Genomic DNA, 24,877 nt, shown 5'->3' on the forward strand with positions numbered 1-24,877 from the left:
CTTAAAAATTGACAATTAAACTGGTGGATACTAGTCTATAAAATCTCATCAATGAATGTATCATCTTACTACACCCTTACTTCACAAAAACCGAACAAGTTTCTACACTTGTTCGGTCTTAATACTACCATGAATTGCTTTTTCTTGTTTTTCTTATTTCTCTTTTTTCACTTCAACATTTACAAGAACCGGAGCAATACCATTCTTACCATGCCCAGCTTGAATTTGTGGTACGTTATCCTTATCAGCATTTCCAAGCTTTCCTTTTATATAAACATCTCCAGTATCCCAAAATTCACTTGTTTGCATTCCTTCTTTTAATGATGGTCCATTGATTACTTGCTCATAAAAATCAACATAACGAGAAGTAATTACTTTTTGTTCCAATGAATCATATTTCGTTTTATCTGCATCTGTGTTACTTAAGTTTTGTAATGCAACGCGTAAAACTGCTGATACGCTACCAGCTGTATATGGTGTATATTTCATTTCACCTTTTTTCGTTTCATATGCACGAGCTTCTTTATTCCACATTTTACGATCAACTAAATCATATAGTTTACGTGCTTCCACGCGATACGTTTCATCTTTCGTTGCTAGAAAGGCCGCTGTTAACCCACGAATTGCTCCTAGTTGTGCTTCTAGTGTTACAGGTTCCTCATCTACCCCTTTACCGATTGTATAGCCATTTGCTATGAAACCATCTTTTGTTTTCATATTTTTTAACAAAAAGTCTGCTTGTGTCTTAATCATAGTAAGTGCACGTTTTCCTTCTTCTGTTTGTAACCCTTGTGCCTCTGCACCACTGGCATATCCCACTGGCATTCCATCAATCGCACGCTGGAACATACGAAGTGCTTCTACCATATAACTTGCATCAAATGTATCAATTCGTTTTCCTTGCTCTGTTCCGCTATGCTCTGCAACAAATGCTCCTGTTTCTTTATTGTAGTGCATCGCTTCAATATTTTTAAATACATGTAGCATTACATCACGATTTAAAGAATATGGGTCATCTGCTTTTACATCATTCACTACATCAAGATCTGTATTTTCTGCTACCGCTTTGGCAAATGGCGCACCATCGAATGTCGCTTGGAAGGCTGGATTTACATTTTTATTATCGGGACGTTGATCCGTCATTCCGAAAAATTCTGCTGTTGGCCATAACATCATCCACTGATCACGAAGCATACTGCGTGCATCTTTCACTTCTAATCCGCCAGCTTTTGCAATTCCGCCTTTTTCTTCTTCATTTACTTTAATCTCATGTGGTAAATAAACAAGGCCGTTATCTGGATTATATTTACTTCCAATTCCGCTCGTTAATTGTTTTGCATTCGCATCATAAAATAATCCATCACGAATATATGCAAGCTTATTCCAAATTTCTTCTGTTAAAATCACTCCTTGCATACCATCTGCACTACTTTTTCCAAGACGAATATTTGCATCTTTATCTTGTGTGCTTGATGTTGCCTCTAACTCTTCATCTTTATCTAATGTATGGAAACCACCTAAAAAGTCCCCAGCCCATAATGTTTGTTTTAAAAACGTTGAACCGTACGCTGCTGGTGTTAACGTTTTATTCATTTTCGTACGATCCCAGCGTAATGTTTTAAAATCCATTTGGTACGCTGGTACATATGTTTTATCATCGTTTTCTGCATATACAGAAGTATCCACCTTTTGTGTATAATGCGGATCACCGCCAGCATATTCCATAAATGTCGGGTACATATTTGTAAATATTTCTTTACGTGGATACCCTACACTATCAGCTAATGTATAAAATCGACTCTCTAACCAAGTAGGAACATCTTTATTTTCTGCTTTTGTCATTTTTTGTACAATTGGTGCGTGCAGTAAATGCAGTCCAAGACCGGATTTCTCAACAACCTCATACATTGCTTCTTCTGAGTACTCATAAGATTCAATTCCAGCCATGTAATCAAATTTCGTTGGTTTATTTCGTTTTTGTGCATCCAATATGTCTAAATCTAATCCAAGTCCTTCTGCTAATGGTTCCCCAGACAATTCAAATTCCGTATATGCAAACATATTTGCTGCTGTATCAAACGAATAATCAGTTACTGGTATACGATATGTATTTGTTTCTTTTGACGTTTCTTCTTTTTTCCCTGCACACCCTACTGATAGTAGAAGTGAAGAAACAACAGCAACTGTCGTCATGACTTTCCATGGCTTTTTCATTCATTCCCGCTCCCTTAATTAACATTGATAATTATTATCAAATAAACGTTTTCATTATATTATTAAATTAATTTTTTGTAAAATTTAAATTTTCCACAAAAAACATTAAGAAAAGTATTGACAATGATAATGATAACCATTATCATTTATTATGAAACCAACAATTGATGAATCAAACAAACGCTCAGTAACATTGTTACCCCTCTTTTTCATATAGAAAAACACTGTACATTCCCCCTGTTTGTACAGTGTTTTTCTTTTTTAATTTTATTCAAATAAATTGAGTTGTTCCGGTTTTGGTTCGCCGTATGTAATGTGCATCATCGTCATAAGCTGTTTTGCATTATCAGCAGCATCCCCGCCGGAATTATTATTAAATAACACATATATGTTCTTCGTCTTTTTCTGCAATACCTGTAACCTTTCTACCCATTCTTCTAACTCTTTTTTATTATAACGATACAAACAGCGCACAGCTCGCCAATTTTCTCCTTTATCAAGCCATCCATGAAAATTGCGGCCATGAAAGCGTATTAATGTCACTTCAGAATGAGTCGCTTCTAATACAATTGGAACTGAACCAATTCCAGCTTGTGGTTCATCACAAATCGTATGGATCCACTTTTCCTGCTCTAAAAATTGTAATGTTTTATCATGCATATGTGGATTAAACCATGTTTGATTTCGGAACTCTATAGCACACGGTAATCCTTCCATTTTTTCTTTTGTATAACGGAGTAAATCGACATTTTTCTTCTGACAATCAAACCAAGGTGGATATTGAAATAATATCGCCTTTAATTTATGTGCCTCTTGAAGCGGAACAATAGATTGTTTAAATATTTCAAACATCTCATCGAAATTAGAGAATGGAATCTCTCCCTGCATATGTCCTGTCATCCCCTGATAGGCTTTGACAACAAATGAAAAATCTTTTGGTGTTTCTCCGGCCCATTTCATATAATTCTTAACTGGTTGCATCGCATAGAACGAACTATCTACTTCTACAATAGGAAAATACTCACTATATGTTCGCAATTTATTTCTATTTCCATAGGAATCCGTATATAAAGAATCGTGATCTCCCCATCCTGTTAATCCAATAGAAATCACCCTTATCCCTCCTTATCCTATTTTTGTCAATCCATACATACTGAATTAACGAAAACAAATAGTTCAGCCTGATAAAAAAGTTTCAGCTTTCCTCAAGAGCATCCTTATAAAAATATGATATACTAGATGGAAGAATTTTTAAATTGAGGAGTTATTTATTTATGATTCAAGAGGATACTACTTTATCTCATGAAAATCAAATAAAAGAATTAGAAAAGAAAGTGCAGTTTTATGAACAGTTGGTAAATCAATTACCCCATCATTTCACATACGAAAATTCACAACTAGGTTTACAATTACATAAAAAAGGAACTTCTCATTTCATTCATCACATCCCAAAAGAAGATATAGAATCAAATCTTGTACTAACTTGTGATTCCTTATTTCTATTTGAGCAACTTGAAAAGTACTTTGTTCATATATTTGATGCATTTTCACATCATGTCACTTTCATTGACAATAAAGGTATCATTACATTATGCAACCAATCTGCAGCAGACGATCTTGGCGTATTACGAAATGATATAATTGGTGAACCAATCCAAAAGTTATTAAACTTACCAGAAGAAAAAATTAAAGCTTTAGAAACATTACACAGCGGGCAAGAAATTTACAATGAAGAAGTATTAGACTTAAACTATGGTATTATAAACAATCGCATTATTCGTGATTATAATGGAGAAATTTTCCGTGTTATCAGTGTTTTTCATTATTTAAATACCGAGCGTGATGCTGAAAAACTTGCATTAGCTGGTCGAATTGCAGCTGGAATTGCACACGAAGTTCGTAATCCACTTACAACAGTACGTGGTTATTTACAATTTTTACAAGAAAGTGTTTCACCTTCTAATAAAGAACTCTTTCAAAATCTGCTCATTCCTGAATTAGATCGTGCAAATAGTATCATCACTAAATTTTTATCTATTTCAAAAGCACACGAATTTAAAAGAGAACCATTTCCCATCAATACTTTTTTACGTGAATATATCCAACAGCTACTAGCTAGTGAAGTATTTTTACATAACATTTCTATTGAATATAATTTATCTTCCGATTTAGAAAACATATTAGTAAATATTGATCGATATGAGCTCGTTCAAGTTTTCCTAAACTTATTCCAAAATGCTGTGGATGCAAAAAGTGATAGACCTTTATCCATTCAAATCACTAGTCATCGTTTGGATAATTTTGCTCGCGTCACTTTCCAAGACAATGGATTTGGTATTCCTCCATCCATTCAAGAATATATATTTGATCCATTCTTTTCTACAAAAGATACCGGAACTGGCCTCGGATTATCAGTAACAAAAAAAATCATTCAAAATCACAATGGAACTCTAAAAGTTTCTAGTAATGAAAATGGAACAACATTTATCATCTCCATTCCATTGGCACAAAAAGAAGCGGGCTTATAGCATCTTCTAAAAAAGAATCAGTGGGGATAAAGCCCCACTGATATAACTACGTAAATATATTCAAAATATACAATTTTATGTTTTTTCACATGCCCCAAGTTCTTCACTACTCAATCTCTTAATCCACATGTCTTCTATATTTTTTCCTCTTTCATATAGAAATACCACAAAACTTAATGAGTTCAATGTCTCTTCTTTCATTCCAAACTCAACACACTCCGGTAAGAATGAACTCGAGGCTATTCTTCCCATCTTAAATGTTAGATGTCCTTCTTTACGTTTCTTTACTTCAAATTTACTCTACCTTAACGCTTATTCTGTATGATAGAGAACAAAGACAATGATATGAAAGAGGGATGAAAATGAACACCTTATCGTCAATACGCTTTGGGATCGTCCTTATGTCATGTATAATTTTATGTTCAGCACTCTTTTTGACTTTAGAATGCACCTCTGCATCAAAAGCAGCAGAAAACAGTAACATTGCTTCATACGAACTGCTATATGCAAACCAAAATATAGTACCTCTCTCATCTTCTTTATCTAAAGAAAAAAGAGTTATTAAAGGAATGATTATTACAGAAGCTTCTTCCCATCATGACCTGAATCAGATTGCAAAAAGAATTAAAGAACAATATAATAACCAAAAAATCGATGAAATTACATTATCCATTCACAATAAAAATACTGGAAAATATGAAGATGACTTACCTTTTGAGCCAATTAGCAAAGCAACAATTTCAATTTTTTATAATTCACAATCCCATTCTAACATCATTATTCGCCTCACTGAACAGTAAATACACCCGCTGAAAAAATTTTCAATTCATATAAAAAAGAGACGAATATAATAATCATTCGCCTCTTTTTATTCTTACAAAAATGGAATCCACTCTTTTACTTTATCAATCCACTCTTTTTGTTGTTCTTGACGCTTTTTTTCTTCCTCTTTTCTTCTTTTTTCTTCTTCAATTTTCTTTAATTGTTTTGCATAGTCAGTCTCTGATATTAGTGATAATTGAAATGCTTTTTGACTAGGGTTGGCATCAGCTTTTTTCATAATATCTCGAAACATTGTTGTTGTAATTTGACTACCGCCTGGAATATAGTGCTCTCTATCCGTTTTATCATACCCTACCCAAATTGCACCGACAAGGTCAGGTGTATAACCAACAAACCATGAGTCTTTCGCTCCGCTACTCGGACCGTCTACAAGCTGAGTAGTTCCTGTTTTACCAGCCGTATCTATATTTTTTACCTTTGCTTTTTCACCTGTTCCTTTTTCAACAACGCCTTTTAATAAATACGTCATTTTTTGAGCAACCTCTTCACTTGTTACACGTGTTTCTTTTTTATACCACTTTCCTACTATTTCTCCTTCAGCATTCTGTATTTCACGAATTGCATGCCCTTCAACTTGTACTCCATCATTTGCAAAAGTTGCATAAGCTTGAGCCATTATGAATGGTGAAGTTCCCGTATGCATTCCCCCTAAAGCAATAGGAAGGGTACGATCTTCCTCTTGCAATGGAATACCAAAACGCTCTAATGACTTCAACCCTTTGTCTAATCCAATTTGTTCTAACAACCAAACTGCTGAAACATTATAAGACTTAGCAATTGCTTCATACATTGTCACATCGCCATGAAAAGTATGATCACTATTTTGAGGCGTATAATCTTTTATATGAAGTGGCTCGTCCTTTAAAACATCATATACTTCATATCCCTGTTCTAATGCAGGTACATATACTGCGAGAGGCTTTAATGTCGAGCCAGGCTGTCTTTTTAATTGTGTTGCATGATTAAATTGTAAAAATTGATACGTTCCCCTCCCGCCAACTAGTGCGGGTACACCACCAGTTTTCGGATCCATCAGAACAATGCCCGTTTGCATAAGTTGATCAGCATTACTCCCTTGAAAATAACTATCATTATTCACAACATCTTCCACTGCTTGTTGTTTTTTCGGATCAAGTTCTGTATAAATACGATATCCACCAGCTAAAATTTCATTTTGTGTCAATTCATATTTCTCCATCGCTTCTCTGACAATGTAATCTACATATTGCGAGTATTTGCCCTTATACTTATCATCAACGCCACGGCGTAATACAAGGCCCTTTTCTTTCTCATTGCTGTACTGTTCTTCTGAAATATATCCTTGCTCTTTCATTAATGCTAAAACAACGTTACGTCTTTCGATTGATTTATTAAAATTTTTATATGGTGAATAAATTGATGGCCCCTTAATTAACCCTGCAATTGTCGCAGCTTCTGCTATTGTTAAATCCTTTACTTCTTTATTGAAATATGATTTAGCCGCTTTTTTTACACCCCAAGCTCCTTCACCAAAATAAATTTGATTCATATACATCTCAATAATTTCATCTTTTGTATACGTACGCTCTATCTTTTTTGTTAAAAAATATTCTTTAAACTTCCGTGAAAATGTACGTTCTTGTGTTAAAAATACATTTTTCGCAAGCTGTTGTGTAATTGTACTCCCACCAGCTACTACTTCTCCAGCAGTAATATTTTTTAACAAGGCACTCATAATCCCACTATAGTCAATACCATGATGGCTAAAAAATTCTTTATCCTCTACTGCTACAACTGCTTGAATCATAATATCAGGAATATCTTTTCTTTTGATTCCTTCCGCCTTGGAAGAAGATAACTTTGCTGCCACTTCTTTATTAGCATCATAAATAAGTGTCGGCTGCGGAACAGCTTGTTTTAATGCAGATATGTCTTGAATGGAGATCATTATATTTACTGCAATAAATAGGGTAACAAAAAAACTGGAAAAAATTAATAATATGTTGCGCAATTTCTTCCTCTTGTTGAACCACTCAAGCATTTTTTTGAAATGAGTGTTGTTCAATTTCATTTATTCACTTCCTCCATGAGTCTACACTTTCGATTAAAAAAGGAAAAAATGTCCTCTTTTTGAATTTATTATAATAACGTATTAGTTCCTCAAGTGTAAAGCATTTCTTTTACATTCATACTTTTTACAAGAAAAGGACATTCTACAAGTAAGATATTCATTATTGATTATTAATATTATTAATACATCAATGTGAGTTATGTTAAGTTTTTGTAAACTTTTCGATAAAATGTTTTAAAAAACGACAGTTTTTTGTTAGAATTGACTAGCCAATATATTTTACATATATTACTTTTCGTGGGGGTAACAATAATGGTCTTTAAATCTAAAAAAGATAAATTTTCCGAAATGTTAATGAATGTTTCCGAAAATTTAAAAGAAGGCGCGCAATTTTTCGTGGAGTATAAAATTAAAAATGCCAGCGATCTAAAAGAATTTTCTATGCGCATGAAAGAATACGAGTCAAAAGGTGACTCATTTATTCACGAAATCATTATGGAGCTAAACAAAGCGTTTATTACTCCTATTGAACGTGAAGACATCCTGCAACTTGCGATGAGCATGGATGATGTACTTGATGGACTAGACCACAGTGCAGGTTTATTCGAAATGTATTCTATTACAGAAGCAGATGAATACATGATTAAATTTGTGGAGGCAATTAATCAATGTGCAATTGAGATTGCAAATTCCGTTGAACTTATGTCGAATAAGAAATTAGTGGATATTCGCACAAATGCAATTAAAATTAAGGATTACGAATCACAGTGTGATGATATCCGTCGCCATGCTATTAAGAACTTATTCTCTCGTGAAAAAGATCCAATTAAGATCATTCAATTCAAAGAGATCTATGAAGAGCTAGAAGAAGTAGCTGATAGCTGTCAAAGCGTTGCAAACGTATTAGAAACAATTATTATGAAGAACGCATAAGGAGTTTGATCATGGATACACTCTTGATATTGACTGTTTTAATAGTCATTTGTGCTTTAGCTTTCGACTTTATTAACGGATTTCACGACACAGCAAACGCGATTGCAACGGCTGTTTCAACGAAGGCATTAAAGCCGAGACAAGCTATAATTATGGCAGCTATTATGAACTTTTTAGGTGCAATGACATTTACAGGTGTAGCAAAAACAATTACAAAAGACATTGTTGACCCATTTGCTTTAGAACATGGATCATATGTTATTTTAGCCGCTCTGCTTGCTGCAATTGCTTGGAACTTAATTACTTGGTACTATGGAATCCCAAGTAGTTCTTCGCATGCAATTATTGGTGCAATCGCAGGTGCTGCAATTGCTGCTGCTGGATTAAGTTCAATTAATTTCAAAGGATTTATTAAAATTCTTGAAGCTTTAATTATTTCGCCAATCGTTGCATTTGTTATTGGGTTTATCGTATATAGTATTTTTAAAGTTGTCTTTAAAAACTTTAATTTAACGAAAACGAATCAAAACTTCCGTTTATTCCAAGTGTTTACAGCGGCACTACAAGCTTATACACATGGTACAAACGATGCTCAAAAAGCAATGGGTATTATTACAATGGCCTTAATGACAAATGGCCTTCATAGTTCTGGAGATATTCCTTTCTGGGTTCAATTCTCATGTGCTCTTGCAATGGGTCTTGGTACTTCTGTCGGTGGATGGAAAATTATTAAAACTGTTGGTGGACAAATTATGAAAATTCGTCCTGTAAATGGGGTAGCTGCCGATTTATCATCATCACTTGTTATTTTTGGTGCTACATTTATTCATTTGCCAGTTAGTACAACGCACGTTATCTCTTCTTCTATTTTAGGGGTAGGTGCTTCCCATCGTGTAAAAGGTGTAAAATGGGGAACTGCGCAACGTATGTTAATTACATGGGTAATTACACTTCCAATTTCTGCTTCATTAGCAGCCTTATTCTATTACCTATTACATTTTATTTTCTAATACAAAGTCGCCTTCCTTATTTTTCTAGGAAGGCGACTTTTTTGTGAACAATCTTATTTCTTTTCAAAAAGCATGTATAATAAATGTTGTATTAGTGATACAGAGGAGTTGGCAATTTTGGAATACATCATGTTACTTTTCATTGGATTAATCGCAGGAACAGTCGGAAGTTTAGTAGGACTTGGTGGAGGAATTATTATCGTCCCCTTACTGATTGGGTTGCATAGTTTATCACCACAACTCGCAGTTGGTACATCAATGGTGACCGTAGTTTTCACTGGTCTCTCCTCTACTCTTACTTATATGAAACATAAGCGAGTAGATTATAAAAGTGGACTTATTTTATTTATAGGGAGCGGCCCTGGAGGTATTATTGGATCGTGGGCAAACAAATTTTTGAATCAGGATTCTTTCTCATTATACTTTGGAATTTTCCTTATTTTCGTATCTATCCTTCTCATGTTACGCGATAAATTGAAACCTCTTTCCCTCTCAAATGCAAATGTTATTAAACGATCTTTCACAGATGCTGAAGGTAACACCGTTCATTATCAATTCCCACCGTTTCTTTCGATTATTATCGCATTTGTAGTTGGTTTTATATCTGGATTATTTGGCATTGGTGGCGGTGCATTACTCGTTCCAGCGATGATGCTTCTTTTTGCATTCCCTGCACAAATTGCTGTCGCAACTTCCATGTTTATTGTCTTTTTATCAGCAATCGTAAGTTCTATGACTCATATTTCTCTTGGCAATGTTAGCTGGATTTATGCATTGATTCTTATTCCAGGCGCTTGGATTGGCGGAAAAATTGGAGCTTTCATCAATACAAAATTAAGCGGTAATGCGATTATCAAATTATTGCGTGTCACATTAATTATTCTTGGAACTAGATTAATTATCATTTCTTTCTTGTAACGCGTTCTTTTTAGAATGCGTTTTTTTATACGCAGGAATACAAAAACACCCCAAAAATAAAACATAATACCGTACACATACAAAACAACGTCAAATTTGAAATATGCAATTTACCCAAGTTGATCACTCCACTTCTATAGCTGTGACTATTACCTCTATGATAGCGAAAAAACAGAGGGTGTGCTGTTACAAAGCGCTAACAATGCAAAAGCAATTATTACAAATTTTATCAGTTTATTGCATCTGCTTGTATAATCTATCGATTCAACAAAAAAAGATGTCATATTGACATCTTTTTAGTGAAGGAGTGACCATCCCATAAAATCTTCATGTACTTGACGTGCTCGTTTATCATTCCTATCATACAATTCAGCGTAGCTATCCGTTTCTTCATCATAAGCCATTGTATAGATAATTTGACCATCTATTTCAACTGATAGAACGACTCCACCTTTCATCTCTTCCACATGTATTACAGCATTAGCTGGAATTTTCATATCAGTCATTTTCGCATCTAACAATATAGTAAACCCCCTACAGCGTATTTATTGCTAGTACTATTACACACTAAATAGTATACTACTGTAATAGCATACATTCCGTCAATTAAATTGCTGTTTTGTAAGCTTATCTTCTTTTATTCATCTATTTTTTAATACAAACAGACTATAAATCGGGTACAATGAACGAATAGAAATGATTAAATGAGGTGCTAACATTGATTCTACATAAAGGGGATACATTATTTCGTCAAGGTGAAGAAGGTCCCTTATATTTTATTAAAACGGGACTATTAAAAGTTATTCGATTACAAGAAGACGGAACACCATTTTTATTTAACATTATTGTTCCAGGTGAGACAATCCCTCACCATTCTTTAATTTCACCAAAGGAGTATCATGGTACAGCAATTGCTTTAATTAAAACAGAGGTCCAGCCCATTGCATGTAATACATGGTACGAAAAACTACAGGAGAATCCAGAATTATACGCTGATATCGCCATGCAACTACAAACAAAATTACGAATGATGCAGCAGCGAATCGATCAATTAACAACTGTTTCTCCGAAAGAACGTCTCTACCGTTTACAAGAGTGGTTCTCACTATATTTAGGGGAAATTCCAATCTATGAAATATTAACACAAACAGAAATCGGACAACTGATCGGTGTACGTCGTGAAACAGTAAATCGCTTGTTACGAGAACAAGTAAAAAACGAGGGGAACTAACACCTCGTTTTTTGTTTGCCTTATGATAAACTTGCTGCCGGCCCAAAAAATTCATAATGAATGTGTTCAGGTGAAACGCCCCATTCTACTAAATCCTTATTAATATGCTTCATAAATGGTACCGGGCCACAGAAATAAAAGTCCGCTTTATTTGTAGGAATAATTGATTGTAACCAATCTAAATCAATGAAACCTTCTTTATCAAAGTTTTTCGCTTGTAAATCTTGTTCTGTTGGTGAAGAATAGCAAGTGTATACTTCTACTTGTTCATGGTCGTTCTCTACTTGCTGCACATGTTCTTTCATGGCATGCACTTTGCTATTTAATGCTGCGTGAATAAAGTATACCTTGCGGTTTGAATCTCGCTCAATTAATGTATTTAACATACTCATCATCGGCGTAATACCAACGCCGCCACTGATTAACACAATCGGTAAATTTGAATCCATATTTAATACAAAATCCCCCGCCGGTGCACTTAGTGGCAAGATATCTCCCTCTTGAACATGATCGTGTAAATAATTAGATACCTTTCCATCAGGTGTTTCTGCAGCTATTTCTCGTTTCACACTAATACGATAGTAGCCTTTTCCAGGAGCGTCTGATAAGCTATACTGACGATTATGTGTATATGTTTCACCTTCTATATTTAATTGGATCGTTACATATTGACCAGGTAAGAATGTTGACAGTTCTCCACCATCTTCTGGTTTGAAATAAAACGATGTAATTACGTCGCTCTCTTTCTCTTTTTTCACAACAACAAAGTTACGGAAATCTTTCCAACCGCCTTCTTTTTTTGCCGCTTCATCATACATTTCTGCTTCGATACTAATAAATGCATCAGCAATTACACCATACGCTTCTCCCCAAGCATCTAACACTTCTTGTGGCGCATTTGCTACCTCTTTAATCGCTTGTAATAAACATTTTCCGACGATTGGGTAGTGTTCTGCTTTAATTCCTAAACTTCTATGCTTATGACCAATTTGTTTTACAGCAGGAATAATAGCTTCTAAATTATCAATATATGTAGCAGCTGCATACACTGCACTTGCTAACGCCTGTTGCTGTCTTCCTTTTTTCTGATTTGTATGGTTAAAAATATTTAATAATTCCGGATGTTCCGAGAACATAATTTGATAAAAACGTGTCGTAATTTCAACGCCTTTTTCTTGTAATAATGGTACTGTTGATTTTACAATTTCAATTGTTTTTGCACTTAACATTGTATCCCACTCCTTTATTTCTTTAACTATTGTTAGTGTAAATGGAATGTTCACTGGATGTTGTGATTTTAATCACTATAAACACGGTATTTTTGTGAAAAATGTATGAACGATTTAGATTTATCCTGTTATTTGCTGCTAAACCAAACAAATTTTTGCTTTATATCCCATCCTATCTTTTCTAAAAGAAAACAAACTAACCAAAATTCCCCAACTTAAGACTGGGCTTGAAGATATTCTTCGATTACTTGTATACCTTTTCCGTTCCCAAACTCAGTATATCCCCATATATTTGTTTCACCTGTATATTTGTTTATAATACTATTAAGTCGTGGTAAACACGATGAGCATAAACGACGTATTCACTCTTCCTGACTTCTATCCCCTTTTTCAAAACCTTAAACTTCGCCTTACATCTTGTTTTATCTGCTTCTTTTTTATTTCCGTATTATATCTTTTAAAAACGGTTCTCGTTTTTGAAACCTCTACACTAGATGATTCCTATCTCTCCCTCTTTCTATGTATGTCATATTTTTTCTTTTATCAGAAATGACGTTTATATAATCCAAAATTAGCCAAAAATAAGAAAAGAATATGTTTCAAGCAGTTATTCTTCTTTTTCTTCAATACAATACTAAGATTGATTGCTTGAGAACAGAAAAATAACGGAAGGAGGTAGACATAAAATGTCATTACAATCTCTCATGATTGGCACTTTATCCTTTTTAGCCTCAACACTAATTTTTTATACAGTTGGCTATTTACTATTATTAGATTGGTTACCCAATCATTTGTTTATCGCTCTTATTGTCCTTTCTGCTCTTATGATTTCCTATCTTATTACACGAAAATCAATGAACGAACCATCTGCAAAAACAAAATAATAGAGTGAACCTTTTAGTTCACTCTATTTTTCATTTCCTAGGAAAGAGTTTAGCTATCTTTGCAAATTCATTTTTTCACCATAATCTTTTACAATCTGAATAATATTTTGAAACGCTCCTACTTTTTCTTTTTTGTAATTTAATACTTGTAAATCATACTCATCGTAATAAGTTTCTAATGCTTTTATTTGAGAGGTTGATACATGCTCTACTGGTACAACAATACTCACTTCATATTGTTTATACCCCTCTTTCACTTTCTCACCTTGCATGATTTCACTTGTTTTCTTTCCAATCACTTGTTGTACTTTAGAAGGAAACGTCAATTGAAAATAGTACTCCCTATCTTTCTCCAACGTTTTATATAAAGAATCCGAAATCGTATAAAATACTGTATAATTTATGCTTTTTTCATTTGTTTTAATGTGAAAAGCAGTAATTTGTAAATCCTTTTTTGTCACTTCTGTTAATGTATTTACTTTCGTATCATCACTTGTTGATTCAGGCACAGTCGGAAGTATAGATAACAGTTGTTCTGTATCAGATTTTGTGAGCATATACGTACCCTTTTCATCTTGTAACCAACCACGTCGATCTTCTCCTCTTAACCATGCACGATATGTTTTCTTCTTTCCATTTTTCTCAATTTGTATTTCATACTCTGGCTCTCCAAAACTCCCTGTTATTTGTTGTTTCTCAGCCTTATTAATAATCTCCACTACTTCTTTTGCTTCCTCTTGGCTTAAAACCTTCTCGAGCTTTCCTTTTTGTATAACTGTTACTTGTATACTTTCCTGCACAGAATTCACCGTCTTTTCTACTTGTTTTTTCTCCTTTTTTTGTTCAAACTGACTACACGATGCTAATAAAAAAATGAATATAATTAGCAAATATTTTTTACTCACTCCGCGCCCTCCTATATAGAACAATAAGAAAAGCTTATTGTCCTTGAAAATGAAACAAAAACGCTATGTATGATGAAATGAGATATACTATACACGAAAGGAGGCTTTTACATGTCCATTAATTTTCATGATGCCAATAATAGGTACACTTATGCCACACGAAAAGCAGATATTTCTTGGTGTGAAATAATCCAAAATATAATTGATGTAAAAGGTAAAAGCATAATTGATATTGGATGCGGTGGTGGTATTTATACGAAAGAACTGGCTCTCATGGGAGCTAGCAATGTCGTTGGTTTCGATTTCTCAAAAAAAATGCTACAAGCAGCAATAGAAAATTGCGCTTCCATCCAAAACATCTCATTCATTCACGGTGATGCCCACCATATGCCATTTGCTAATGAAACTTTTGATATTGTAATTTCTCGTGCTGTTGTTCATCATTTACAAGACGTCCCAAAGTTTTTACAAGAGGCCTCACGTATCTTAAAGAAAAATGGCATGCTTATTCTTCAAGATCGTACCATTGAAGATTGTACAATTCTAGGAAGCCCAGAACATATTCGTGGGTATTTCTTCTCCGTCTATCCTAAGCTCATTCCAATAGAGGAAAAGCGAAGACCAAAAGCAACCTATATACAGCAATTAATCACACAAAACGGTATGCATCCACTTCCCCTTCAAACAATTTGGGAAGTTCGAAAAATCCATGATTCCATTGAAACATTACTACAAGATTTATCACCACGGACAGGCCGATCTATTTTATACGAATTAACAGACGAAGAACTTTCTCAATTACTCCACCATATCCGCTCTAAGCTACACAACATAGCTCCCATTGTCGAACAAGATCGTTGGACCATTTGGAGTGCCACAAAATCTTAAGAAAGCCTCACATAATTTTGTGAGGCTTTCTCCTTTCATAACCTAATTTTGCAACACTCTTGATATCCTCCACTTCTAGCCTGTGCACTTCCACACTTTGGACACACTAAGTATCTAGATTGATTGGTCAACAAACTTCCTTTTTGAAAGAGCAACACTTCTGCTTGTTTAAACGAACGCGAATAATATAACCATATGAAACCACAAATTACTACAATTCCAAACAATATACCCATCGCAAGCATTTCCGTCACCTCTTTTTGGTCTGTTCTTTTCCGTAAGTGGATTGTAGTATTATTCGCTATTGATAAAAAAGATTCCTGCCTTTCCATCTCAATTGTCATATTTCTCAAAAAATTTACATTCCCTCTATACTTTACGATTTTTTTACAAAAGATTCCCTTTCACTCCTCATACAATAAAGTGAAACTTCCGCATCCTAAAATATGTTTAATAGAGGAGTGTCAATATGAACTATTTCATATTATTCCCATTTCTTATCAGACTGATTTTTCCCGTGCTATTCTCTCCTTCTCTACCTGCCGACATATCCGTGCAGATCCTTGGCCTCAATGATTTGCACGGCCAATTAAATACCACTTCAACATTGCATGGTAAAGCTGTAGGACGCGCCGATTACATATCCGCCTACATTCAATCCTACCGCGATAAAACCCCCAACACCTTACTTGTTCATACAGGAGATATGATTGGCGGGAGTCCTCCGATTTCGGCACTGTTTCATGATAAACCAACGATGGAATTTTTAAATAAGCTTCAAGTTGATGTTGGTACAATTGGAAACCATGAATTTGATAGAGGACCAGTTGCTCTTCAGCAACTCATTAGTGGTGAATCTACTGCACAAATAAATTCGTTTTCAGGCAGTTCATTCCCCTATGTATGTGCAAATGCTTTAGATAGTAAAACAAAAAAGGCACTCTTTCCTCCCTATACAATTAAATGGATCGATGGTATTCCCATTGCATTCATTGGTGTCGTCACAAAAGATACTCCATTTCTAACAATGCATACCAATATGTCTTCTGTCCTCTTTTTGGATGAAGCTACTTCCATTAATTCCTATGTACATCAACTACAAAAGAAAGGCATTCATGCATTTATAATTCTTGCTCATCTTGGTGGTAATACAACCGGTGATAATACCACTGGAGCTCTAGTTAATTTAGCAAATAACCTAGATACTGACGTCGATATTATCTTTGGTGGACATACCCATTCTTATGTAAATGGAAACGTAAACGGGAAACTCCTTGTTCAAGCTTATTCATATGGAAAAGCTTTTTCAAACGTCACTGTTACATTAAATCGTAAAACCAAAGACATTATAAGAAAAGATGCAACTATTGTCCCAGTCTACCAAAATACGCTTTCTCCTGATTCTCATATAAGAAAATGGATAGATTCTTATACATCTAAAATCCATTCTAAAATAGAAGAACAATTAGGAATAGCAAACTACGAATTAACCCGTGATCGAAACGAACGTGGCGAATCAAAATTAGGCGCCCTTCTTGCTATAGCTCAACGTCAAACTATGCAAACGGATATTGCTTTTGTAAATCCCGGGAGCATTCGGCACGATTTACAAAAAGGAACAATTACGTGGGAAGATGCCTTCCTCATACAACCATTCGGTAACCCATTAATCAAGATGGAGTTGTCAGGAAAAGAAATTCGAAACATCTTGCAAGAACAATGGAAAGAAGAAACTCGCATGCTACAAATTTCTGGCCTTCGTTATAGCTGGAAAAATAATTTAATCCAATCTATTTCATTAGAAAATGGAACTCCTCTGCAAGATGATCAAACATACTCTGTTGTGGCCAACTCTTTTTTAGCAAACGGAGGAGATAAATTTATAACTTTCAAATCAGGAAGAAATCGTATAGAAGGCCCGACAGATCAAGAAGCTTTTGCAAATTATATTCGTTCCATTTCTCATATTGATACAATTCCTCAAAATTCTATTCAAAAAACATATTGACTTTTAAATAAGACATATGAAAGTCCTTTCAGAATACTTAAACAAAATTCATCGACGAGAACGTGTACGTTATACAGCTGTTCCCCAAAGAGTAGGCATCTTGCTGAAAGGCGATGCTCAGCGCGTAACCGAAAATCATCTCTAAGAAGTAGAACCGAACGATGTAGCAAGTTCTTACCTGTCGTCCCCCGTTACGAAGAACACGTATCATGTTGTACGTTGCAAAGCTTCGTACATATAAATATATTTCTATATGTATGAACTAGGGTGGTATCGCGGGTAAATAAAAAAACTCCCTTAAACGGGAGTTTTTTTATTTGATAAGAAGTATGATTGAAACTACTTATTTTATATGCTTTTGTATAATACTTAATGTTCGTATCAACTGTTTCCACTTTTACAATATCATATTGTTCCTTAAGTGCTTGCAATACATTCACGTAATTTCCTAACTTTTCTTTTTTACTCGTTTCTACTCAAATGATAGCGCTCTCAAATGAATTCGTCAATAAAGTGAAACTTTAATCGGTGGGAAGTGGAGATCTTTCTGTCCACCAATCATAAGATAAAAAACTTCCACTAATGAAACCAGTCATATCCAGTGGAAGCTCCATCTTATTTCGTTAACTGATGTCTAAAAGCATAAATAACCGCCTGCGTACGATCACTTACATTCAATTTATTTAATATATTACTTACATGTGTCTTCACAGTTTTTAGTGCAATAAATAGCTCATCTGCTATTTCTTGATTACTTTTTCCTTCTGCAACTAATAATAAGATTTCAAACTCTCGTTCCGTTAAATCTTCATGAAGTGGCTGTTCTTTCTTTTGACGCATACGAGACATCATTTTTCCAGTAACTTTCGGCTCAAGTACTGTTTCTCCATCATAAGTCGCTCGTACTGCATCTGCGATATCGCTCGCTCTTGATGTTTTTAATAAATAGCTCGTTGCCCCTGCTTCAATGACAGGATATAGTTTTTCATCGTCTAAAAAGCTTGTCACGACAACAATTTTTGCTTCTGGCCATTCTTGAATAATCGTACGCGTTGCCTCCACACCATCCATTTCATCCATAACAAGGTCCATTAAAATAATATCTGGCTTTAATGCTAATGCTAATTCTGAACCTTTTCTTCCATTTTCAGCTTCCCCAACAACTTCAATATCCGGCTGAGTGGATAAATATGCTGATACACCCATCCGCACCATTTCATGATCATCAACAAGCAATACTTTAATCATGCTACTCTTCCTCTCTCTCTATCATAATTGGTACTTTCACTTCAATTTGTGTACCTTTATTCGGAAAACTTAGCACCTTTAATGTTCCACCAATTTCATGAACACGCTCTTGAATGGACCTTAGACCATATGATCCAGCTTTATTGACACCTACTTCAAATCCAACACCATCATCAATGATTTTCAAAATCGCATATTGATCAATTTGGCGAAGGCGTACCTCCGTTTTCTTCGCTTTGGCATGTCGTAATGTATTAGACAATGCCTCTTGTACAATACGGAATAAATGATCTTCTACACCTTTTTTTAATTGAATCGGTTCAATCAACCATTCAATTTTCATATGTTGTTTTCTAGAAAGTTCTGTTAACAACTCCTCTATACCCTCTGTTAACTTTTTACCTTCAAGTTGTACAGGACGTAAATGGAGAAGTAATGCTCTCATTTCCGATTGCGCATTGACAACCATATTTTCTACAAGTTGTAATTGTTTTTTCGTTGTTTCTGGCATATGATCTACTTGTTCATTAATCGCTGACATCATCATAGACATTGCAAAAAGCTGCTGACTCACTGAATCATGCAGTTCCCTTGCTAGTCGATGCCTTTCCTGAGAAATCGCTTCTTGTCTCATTTCTTCATTCCAATGAGCTCGTTCATTCGTTACCTTTTGAAATAATCCAGCTTGTTCCTCTAATCTTCGAGCAAGCGCAATTACTTTTCGTTCTACTTCATGAAATTCATCTTCTGCAGTAAACGAAACATCCTTTGGAAAGTTCCCACGCTCTACTTCAAACAAGAAAGTATTCAAGCCTTGAATACGCTGCTGCATATAATAACCAATCGCATATCCTACAATTCCACCCATAAGAAGACTTGTACTTATAATTAACAAGCCGATTGGAACAGAAGCAATGGATTCTTTCCATAATAAATCATATACATCCTGTCCGCTTTTCCATACATATACAACTGTACAAATAAGTGCAATACTAACAGAAGATAACATAGAATAACGAATGTACATCCATGAAATATTTCCTTGCTTTTTCATTATACTTTCCTCACTTCCGTATCGCCTACGACAAGCGAAGAAATAATTTTAATTCGGCGAGAAGTTTCTTTATACTGTTCTGTCCTAAACGTCACATTTCGATTAAAACCTGTTTCTTCATGCCCCGGAAGCGAAACTCTCCCCATGATGACAGAATGGTTTAAAGATAGTTCGATATCATACGGAACATATAAACGAATGTTCCCAATAACACCACGAATAACAATGACCGTTTCTCCTTCGGGAATCATTGCCGTTGTCAAATCAATTTCAACATCACCGACTCCGTACTGGACATTAATATCTTCTAACTCATAAATATGGTCCATCATTCTTATGTTACCAACCATTATATTCTTAAGGTATGGTTCTGTGCGATAGATTTGTTTTTCTTCATCTATATATCCTTTTTCCTTAATTTCAACTTGTATAGTTTTTGGTTTCTGCTGTCCTTGAATAAGTTGATAACCAATAAAAGCTATGCAAGCAAATACAACTAGCACGAAGGCCGCTGATGAAAACAGGAAGAATAAAAAAACAATCCCCCCAACAAATAAAAACACATTCCCTCTCACATAACGATTCTTTTTCCGATAATGCCTTCCGAACATAATCATAATAAACGCAAAAATAAGGGCCCCTGGTTCAAAATGTCCGAGAACCATATCAAGAAAAAGACCAAATCCAAATACGATGAGGAGCATCCCCAATAATTGTGTTTTTGAAAATTGTTTCTTCATTTCAGCTCCCCCCTTCTTGTTACATATAAATAGAAGAAAAAGGTATTGCTTTCCAACACCTTTTCTTCTACCACTATATCATAAGCTCATTTTATAATATACTACAATTATTTTATTACTTCTTTGTCTAAAGATACTTCATTTTTTTCTTTCATTTCGCGTTCAAGTTTTGCAATTTTCATATCAAATGTATCACGCTCATGATCCTCATTCATACGAAGCTCTAAATCACGAATGTGATCTTCAATTTCTTCAAATCGTAAGAACGGATTATTCTCATCCATTTTATGAAGAGCTGTATTCATACGACGGTTCGCATGAGCCATATTTTCGCGTGCCATTAATTCCATACGCTTTGCATTCATTTCTTTTAGCTTATTTTTCATTTCAGAAAGACGGCGTTCTAATTCATCAATTTGCTCCACTACACCTGCATACATTTCTTCTAGTCGAGCCACTTGCCCTTCGTAGTATGCTACTTCTTCTAATGCACGTTCATGCAATTGCATTTCTCCTGCTTCTTGCGCAATTACAGCTTGCTTTGATCTCTTATTTACGAAGTAACGAGCCTGTTCAAGTTCACGAGCAAAGTTAGATTTTAATGTTTTATGACGTTGGATTAACTTTTCAATTTTTGTTACTTCACGCTCACTATCGCGTAAATATTGGTTTAACATAGCGATTGGATTCTTTCTTTCTTTCTCATCTAATACATTATGAAAATCTGCTAAAATTGCATCGCGCACACGTCCGAATAAAGATTGTTTCATTATAAATCTTCCTCTCTTTTATTTTATGATTTAAGTTGTTTTATATTAGTTTTTCATTAACTTATTCCATTCATCTTCAAAGTTACTATATGGTTTAGAACCTTCTGAAGCAGAATCAACTACTACATGTTTTTCTTTTTTCCACTCACGGTATCCGTAGTATAGAACTACTAATGCCGCAATACCGATTAATGCCGGTGAATGAGATAGGGCGATTGACAAGCCGATTAAACCACCAATACCCCAAGCTAATTTCCCAAAAAATGATTGTGCCCGCACAAATGATTTATAGCTCCAATACACAATTCCTGCTCCAATTGCGAATCCTACTATACCAGCAAGACTTCCAAGAGCAATTAAAGCCAAAATACCAGCTGCGATAAACGCTAGAAATTGTTTCATCTTGTGCTTGCCTCCCTTCGATTTGATACTCTTATCTTAACTATTTTTTCGTTTTTCCATAACGAGCTTAAGAACCGTTTTCATCTCGGACTTAAGACTGAGTCGCATTCAGCCCTTTACAAATCTCATATATATAGAAACAAAGACTTTTTTGCTACTTTGAATGATAATATTCGCTTTAAAGTTAAATATAGTGAAGTTTACACAAAATCAAAATTTTTAGAAATTAACTTTGAAAAATATGTTAAAATGAGGAAGAAGGCTATATCCAAATAAAGGGAGACTTATATTATGAATTTTCATATTGTAAAAGAAATGAATACTGCCGATAAAAACTATATCAACAATGCTCTTTACGAATATAATTTAAAACATTTCCCACCAGATTTAAGAGGAAGATACTCAGAAATTCATTTATTTCTTAAAGATGAAAATGACAAGGTCCGCGGAGGACTATTAGGTGAAGTTTGCTGGAACTGGTTAGAGATTCATACTCTTTTGATTGATGAAGACATCCGCAAATTAGGATATGGATCCAAATTGTTGTTAGAAGTAGAAAAAATTGCTTTAGAAAGAAGTTGTGATTTTATAAAAGTTGATACTTTAAGCTTTCAAGCCTTAGACTTTTATAAAAAGCACGGTTATCAAGAATTTGGTATTCTTGATAATGTAGGAAGAGACTATAAGCATTACTATTTAAAGAAGGATTTATAAGTAGCAAAAAACGCCCAGCATTTATTGGCTGAGCGTTTTTATATTCTATACGATTCACATTAAGGTCAAGCTGTTTTATGATATTGCTTTTTTTCTGCTACTTTTGAAAATCGCGGAAAGCCTATTAAGATAGAAATCACACCACAAATCCCAACCAAAATTGGATAAAACGCATATGGTAACAATTCAACCGGTGACAATGCTGCAAATCCTGCTGCCGTTAACATTTGAGCACCATACGGAATCAACCCTTGTATACAACATGAGAAAAGATCCAATACACTTGCTGATTTTCGTGGATCAATTTCATATTGATCCGCAATGTTTTTTGCAAGAGGGCCAGTAAATATGATAGAAATCGTGTTATTCGCTGTGCACATATTTGTCATGCTTACTAAACCAGCAATTCCAAATTCAGCACCTTTTTTCGAACGAATATTACGTGTTAATACGTCCATTAAATACTGAATACCACCATTATATTGAATGATTTCAACCATTCCTCCGATTAAAATCGATAAAAGTACTAGCTCCATCATACCATTAATTCCTGTTGTTACACTTTTAAAGAAGCTTGCCAATGTGTAACTCCCATCAATAAGACCAATAATACCTGATAAAACCGTTCCGCCCGTTAATACAATAAGTACATTCCAACCAAGTAACGCGGTTATTAACACACCCGCATACGGTAAAATTTTCACCCAATCGAATGCATGAGCTTTTATTTCTGCATCATTTCCAAGTGTAAGCACAACCAATAATACGATGGTAATAACAGCAGCTGGTAATACAATTAAAAAGTTTGTTTTAAACTTATCCTTCATTTCCGTACCTTGCGAGCGAACCGCTGCAATTGTTGTATCAGAAATAAATGATAAATTATCACCAAACATCGCTCCGCCAACAACTGTTGCCATTACTAGTGCAATAGAAATATCTGTTTGTTGGCTAATACCGACTGCAATTGGTGCTAATGCAGCAATCGTTCCCATTGAAGTTCCCATTGCTAATGAAATAAAGGACCCTATAACAAAAATTCCAGCAACGATAAATCCTTGCGGTAAAATAGACAGCGCTAAATTAACTGTAGAATCAACTCCACCCATTCCTTTTGCTGTTTCAGAAAACGCACCTGCAAGTACAAAGATTAACACCATAATCATAATATCCGGATTACCAGCCCCTTTGGCAAACCGTTCTACTTTTGCTGTAAAACTTTCTTTTCTATTCATCGCTAATGCAATTCCTACAGCAATTAAAATCGCTACTAGTATCGGCAATTTATAAAAATCACCTGTAATGATTCCAGAACCAATAAATAGTGCTAAAAATATTCCAAGTGGTAATAATGCTAAGCCATTTCCTCTCGTTTGTTTCAAAATAACATCTCTCCCCTAATTCTAAACCTTTTCTATCCAATAACAAAAGACCTCTTCCAAAGAGAAGAGGTCTTATACATCTATAAGAAACACTCTCCTCATCTTTCAAGCACATGCTTGCTGGATTTGGCACAGCACTCTATCGTGAGTCCGCTGCCGAGGCATCGTAGGGCCAGTCCCTCCGCCTCTCTTTATAAGAAGGTTTCATATTTTATTTTTTAATAATAATTTCTTCCCTAACTTTACCCGCTTACTAATCAAAAGTCAATTATTATTTGTATAAAAATAGTTGGTATTTTTTTGATATTTATACAAAAGTACGAATAAATCAAGCATTACAAACGAAAAATATTCATTTTAATTTTTGAATTTCTTTTTCTAAAAGTGTAATCCAAGGGAATTTTTCTTTTTCAATTACTTCGATAAGCCATTTTGCTGTATCCACCGATTCATTATATTCCTCTTTAGAAATATCTCCATCTCTATATGCCTCTTCTAATTCATCTTCATCAAGCAAATATATATCCCCATTAGGTAATAACACTACATCCAAATATAAATCATCAAAATATGGCATACCTCGCTCATCTATTTTATATTCTTTAGCCACATCAATATAATACTGCACTAATTCCCTTTTTTCATTTAACATAGCTGTGATGGCAAAGTTCTTATTGTTTATAAAATACTGCACCCACGTATAACCTGCATCTACAATACAAAGCTCTCGATCATTATATTTCTTATAGCTCGGCTCTTTTACCTTTTGTATACGCAATATACCTAACATACCTTGCTCTATTGCCTTTACTTCATATGTTTTCTCTATTAACCGATTCCAAGAAGAACCATCCCCATACTTTCTTTTCATTATTCCCTCTCCATTCTCTATGCAGAAAAGCCCTCACTCTATTGTGAGGGCTTTA

24 protein-coding genes, 2 pseudogenes and 1 riboswitch are annotated in these 24,877 nt (G+C 34.7%); of the genes and pseudogenes, 10 read left to right on the plus strand and 16 right to left on the minus strand.

Annotated features, from left to right (window positions below):
• Positions 1–153: 153 nt before the first annotated feature.
• Entirely contained in the window at positions 154–2,214 is a 2,061-nt protein-coding gene (locus M014_RS0107985; RefSeq protein WP_026591248.1) for a hypothetical protein, read from the minus strand.
• Between the two features lie 267 nt (positions 2,215–2,481).
• Positions 2,482–3,327 (minus strand): DUF72 domain-containing protein, encoded by an 846-nt coding sequence (locus M014_RS0107990; RefSeq protein WP_026591249.1) that lies wholly within the window; start codon positions 3,325–3,327, stop codon positions 2,482–2,484.
• Between the two features lie 161 nt (positions 3,328–3,488).
• On the opposite strand from M014_RS0107990, the gene M014_RS0107995 reads away from it, so the two are divergent.
• Positions 3,489–4,742 (plus strand): ATP-binding protein, encoded by a 1,254-nt coding sequence (locus M014_RS0107995; protein ID WP_026591250.1) that lies wholly within the window; start codon positions 3,489–3,491, stop codon positions 4,740–4,742.
• Positions 4,743–5,104: 362 nt separating this feature from the next.
• The gene (locus M014_RS0108005) at positions 5,105–5,542 is read left to right on the plus strand and encodes a hypothetical protein (protein ID WP_026591251.1); all 438 of its coding nucleotides are present in this window, start codon (positions 5,105–5,107) and stop codon (positions 5,540–5,542) included.
• 74 nt (positions 5,543–5,616) lie between these two features.
• Here the strand turns inward: M014_RS0108005 and M014_RS0108010 are convergent, their stop codons facing one another.
• Positions 5,617–7,635 carry a transglycosylase domain-containing protein gene (locus M014_RS0108010; protein ID WP_026591252.1) on the minus strand — a complete coding sequence of 673 codons (2,019 nt, stop codon included), beginning with the start codon at positions 7,633–7,635 and terminating at the stop codon, positions 5,617–5,619.
• A 312-nt stretch (positions 7,636–7,947) separates the two neighbouring features.
• Here M014_RS0108010 and M014_RS0108015 point away from each other — a divergent pair, with 312 nt between their 5' ends.
• From M014_RS0108015 to M014_RS0108025, 3 genes are all read left to right on the plus strand, one after another.
• On the plus strand, positions 7,948–8,568 hold the full coding sequence (locus M014_RS0108015) for a DUF47 domain-containing protein (RefSeq protein WP_000231449.1): 621 nt from the start codon (positions 7,948–7,950) through the stop codon (positions 8,566–8,568).
• An 11-nt stretch (positions 8,569–8,579) separates the two neighbouring features.
• The gene (locus M014_RS0108020; RefSeq protein ID WP_026591253.1) at positions 8,580–9,578 is read left to right on the plus strand and encodes an inorganic phosphate transporter; all 999 of its coding nucleotides are present in this window, start codon (positions 8,580–8,582) and stop codon (positions 9,576–9,578) included.
• Positions 9,579–9,695: 117 nt separating this feature from the next.
• The gene (locus tag M014_RS0108025) at positions 9,696–10,496 is read left to right on the plus strand and encodes a sulfite exporter TauE/SafE family protein (RefSeq protein ID WP_026591254.1); all 801 of its coding nucleotides are present in this window, start codon (positions 9,696–9,698) and stop codon (positions 10,494–10,496) included.
• Positions 10,497–10,792: 296 nt separating this feature from the next.
• Here the strand turns inward: M014_RS0108025 and M014_RS0108030 are convergent, their stop codons facing one another.
• Positions 10,793–11,017 carry a hypothetical protein gene (locus M014_RS0108030; RefSeq protein WP_003196257.1) on the minus strand — a complete coding sequence of 75 codons (225 nt, stop codon included), beginning with the start codon at positions 11,015–11,017 and terminating at the stop codon, positions 10,793–10,795.
• A gap of 197 nt (positions 11,018–11,214) precedes the next feature.
• Between M014_RS0108030 and M014_RS0108035 the strand changes: the two genes are divergently transcribed.
• Positions 11,215–11,727: a Crp/Fnr family transcriptional regulator gene (locus tag M014_RS0108035; protein ID WP_026591255.1), complete on the plus strand. Its 513-nt coding sequence runs from the start codon at positions 11,215–11,217 to the stop codon at positions 11,725–11,727.
• A 20-nt stretch (positions 11,728–11,747) separates the two neighbouring features.
• Here M014_RS0108035 and hmpA read toward each other — a convergent pair whose 3' ends face one another.
• Both hmpA and M014_RS29995 read right to left on the minus strand, forming a co-directional pair.
• Complete coding sequence (gene hmpA / locus M014_RS0108040; RefSeq protein WP_026591256.1) at positions 11,748–12,956, minus strand: NO-inducible flavohemoprotein; 1,209 nt, start codon at positions 12,954–12,956, stop codon at positions 11,748–11,750.
• A gap of 215 nt (positions 12,957–13,171) precedes the next feature.
• Positions 13,172–13,438 (minus strand): annotated as a pseudogene (locus tag M014_RS29995) (hypothetical protein); the annotation flags it as partial.
• 204 nt (positions 13,439–13,642) lie between these two features.
• Between M014_RS29995 and M014_RS0108045 the strand changes: the two are divergent.
• Positions 13,643–13,840 (plus strand): hypothetical protein, encoded by a 198-nt coding sequence (locus M014_RS0108045; RefSeq protein WP_026591257.1) that lies wholly within the window; start codon positions 13,643–13,645, stop codon positions 13,838–13,840.
• A gap of 53 nt (positions 13,841–13,893) precedes the next feature.
• Here M014_RS0108045 and M014_RS0108050 read toward each other — a convergent pair whose 3' ends face one another.
• A complete protein-coding gene (locus M014_RS0108050) occupies positions 13,894–14,745 on the minus strand; it encodes a hypothetical protein (RefSeq protein WP_026591258.1) in 852 nt (283 codons plus the stop codon).
• 111 nt (positions 14,746–14,856) lie between these two features.
• On the opposite strand from M014_RS0108050, the gene M014_RS0108055 reads away from it, so the two are divergent.
• Complete coding sequence (locus tag M014_RS0108055; RefSeq protein WP_026591259.1) at positions 14,857–15,633, plus strand: class I SAM-dependent methyltransferase; 777 nt, start codon at positions 14,857–14,859, stop codon at positions 15,631–15,633.
• 35 nt (positions 15,634–15,668) lie between these two features.
• Here the strand turns inward: M014_RS0108055 and M014_RS0108060 are convergent, their stop codons facing one another.
• Complete coding sequence (locus M014_RS0108060) at positions 15,669–15,878, minus strand: hypothetical protein (RefSeq protein ID WP_026591260.1); 210 nt, start codon at positions 15,876–15,878, stop codon at positions 15,669–15,671.
• A gap of 224 nt (positions 15,879–16,102) precedes the next feature.
• On the opposite strand from M014_RS0108060, the gene M014_RS0108065 reads away from it, so the two are divergent.
• Positions 16,103–17,641, plus strand: a complete 1,539-nt coding sequence (locus M014_RS0108065) for a bifunctional metallophosphatase/5'-nucleotidase (protein WP_035414738.1) — start codon at positions 16,103–16,105, stop codon at positions 17,639–17,641.
• Between the two features lie 314 nt (positions 17,642–17,955).
• Here the strand turns inward: M014_RS0108065 and M014_RS30000 are convergent.
• From M014_RS30000 to M014_RS0108090, 6 genes and pseudogenes are all read right to left on the minus strand, one after another.
• A pseudogene (locus M014_RS30000) lies at positions 17,956–18,099 on the minus strand (DUF3992 domain-containing protein); the annotation flags it as partial.
• Between the two features lie 157 nt (positions 18,100–18,256).
• Positions 18,257–18,889, minus strand: a complete 633-nt coding sequence (locus tag M014_RS0108070) for a response regulator (protein ID WP_026591262.1) — start codon at positions 18,887–18,889, stop codon at positions 18,257–18,259.
• A 1-nt stretch (position 18,890) separates the two neighbouring features.
• Complete coding sequence (locus M014_RS0108075) at positions 18,891–19,943, minus strand: sensor histidine kinase (RefSeq protein ID WP_026591263.1); 1,053 nt, start codon at positions 19,941–19,943, stop codon at positions 18,891–18,893.
• Positions 19,943–20,683: a cell wall-active antibiotics response protein LiaF gene (gene liaF, locus M014_RS0108080; RefSeq protein WP_026591264.1), complete on the minus strand. Its 741-nt coding sequence runs from the start codon at positions 20,681–20,683 to the stop codon at positions 19,943–19,945. The genes M014_RS0108075 and liaF overlap by 1 nt, the downstream gene beginning before the upstream one ends.
• Positions 20,684–20,790: 107 nt before the next feature.
• Positions 20,791–21,453, minus strand: coding sequence for a PspA/IM30 family protein (locus M014_RS0108085; protein WP_026591265.1), 663 nt, complete (start codon positions 21,451–21,453; stop codon positions 20,791–20,793).
• Between the two features lie 45 nt (positions 21,454–21,498).
• Positions 21,499–21,855: a lmo0954 family membrane protein gene (locus tag M014_RS0108090; RefSeq protein WP_026591266.1), complete on the minus strand. Its 357-nt coding sequence runs from the start codon at positions 21,853–21,855 to the stop codon at positions 21,499–21,501.
• Between the two features lie 291 nt (positions 21,856–22,146).
• Between M014_RS0108090 and M014_RS0108095 the strand changes: the two genes are divergently transcribed.
• The gene (locus M014_RS0108095) at positions 22,147–22,569 is read left to right on the plus strand and encodes a GNAT family N-acetyltransferase (RefSeq protein ID WP_026591267.1); all 423 of its coding nucleotides are present in this window, start codon (positions 22,147–22,149) and stop codon (positions 22,567–22,569) included.
• 65 nt (positions 22,570–22,634) lie between these two features.
• Here M014_RS0108095 and M014_RS0108100 read toward each other — a convergent pair whose 3' ends face one another.
• Positions 22,635–23,951, minus strand: a complete 1,317-nt coding sequence (locus tag M014_RS0108100; RefSeq protein WP_026591268.1) for a Na+/H+ antiporter NhaC family protein — start codon at positions 23,949–23,951, stop codon at positions 22,635–22,637.
• A gap of 95 nt (positions 23,952–24,046) precedes the next feature.
• Positions 24,047–24,151: riboswitch (SAM riboswitch) on the minus strand.
• A gap of 152 nt (positions 24,152–24,303) precedes the next feature.
• Positions 24,304–24,822 (minus strand): DUF402 domain-containing protein, encoded by a 519-nt coding sequence (locus tag M014_RS0108105; RefSeq protein WP_026591269.1) that lies wholly within the window; start codon positions 24,820–24,822, stop codon positions 24,304–24,306.
• Positions 24,823–24,877: the final 55 nt, after the last annotated feature.

The sequence above is a fragment of the Bacillus sp. UNC437CL72CviS29 genome (assembly GCF_000482345.1).
Classification (GTDB): Bacteria; Bacillota; Bacilli; order Bacillales; family Bacillaceae_G; genus Bacillus_A; species Bacillus_A arachidis.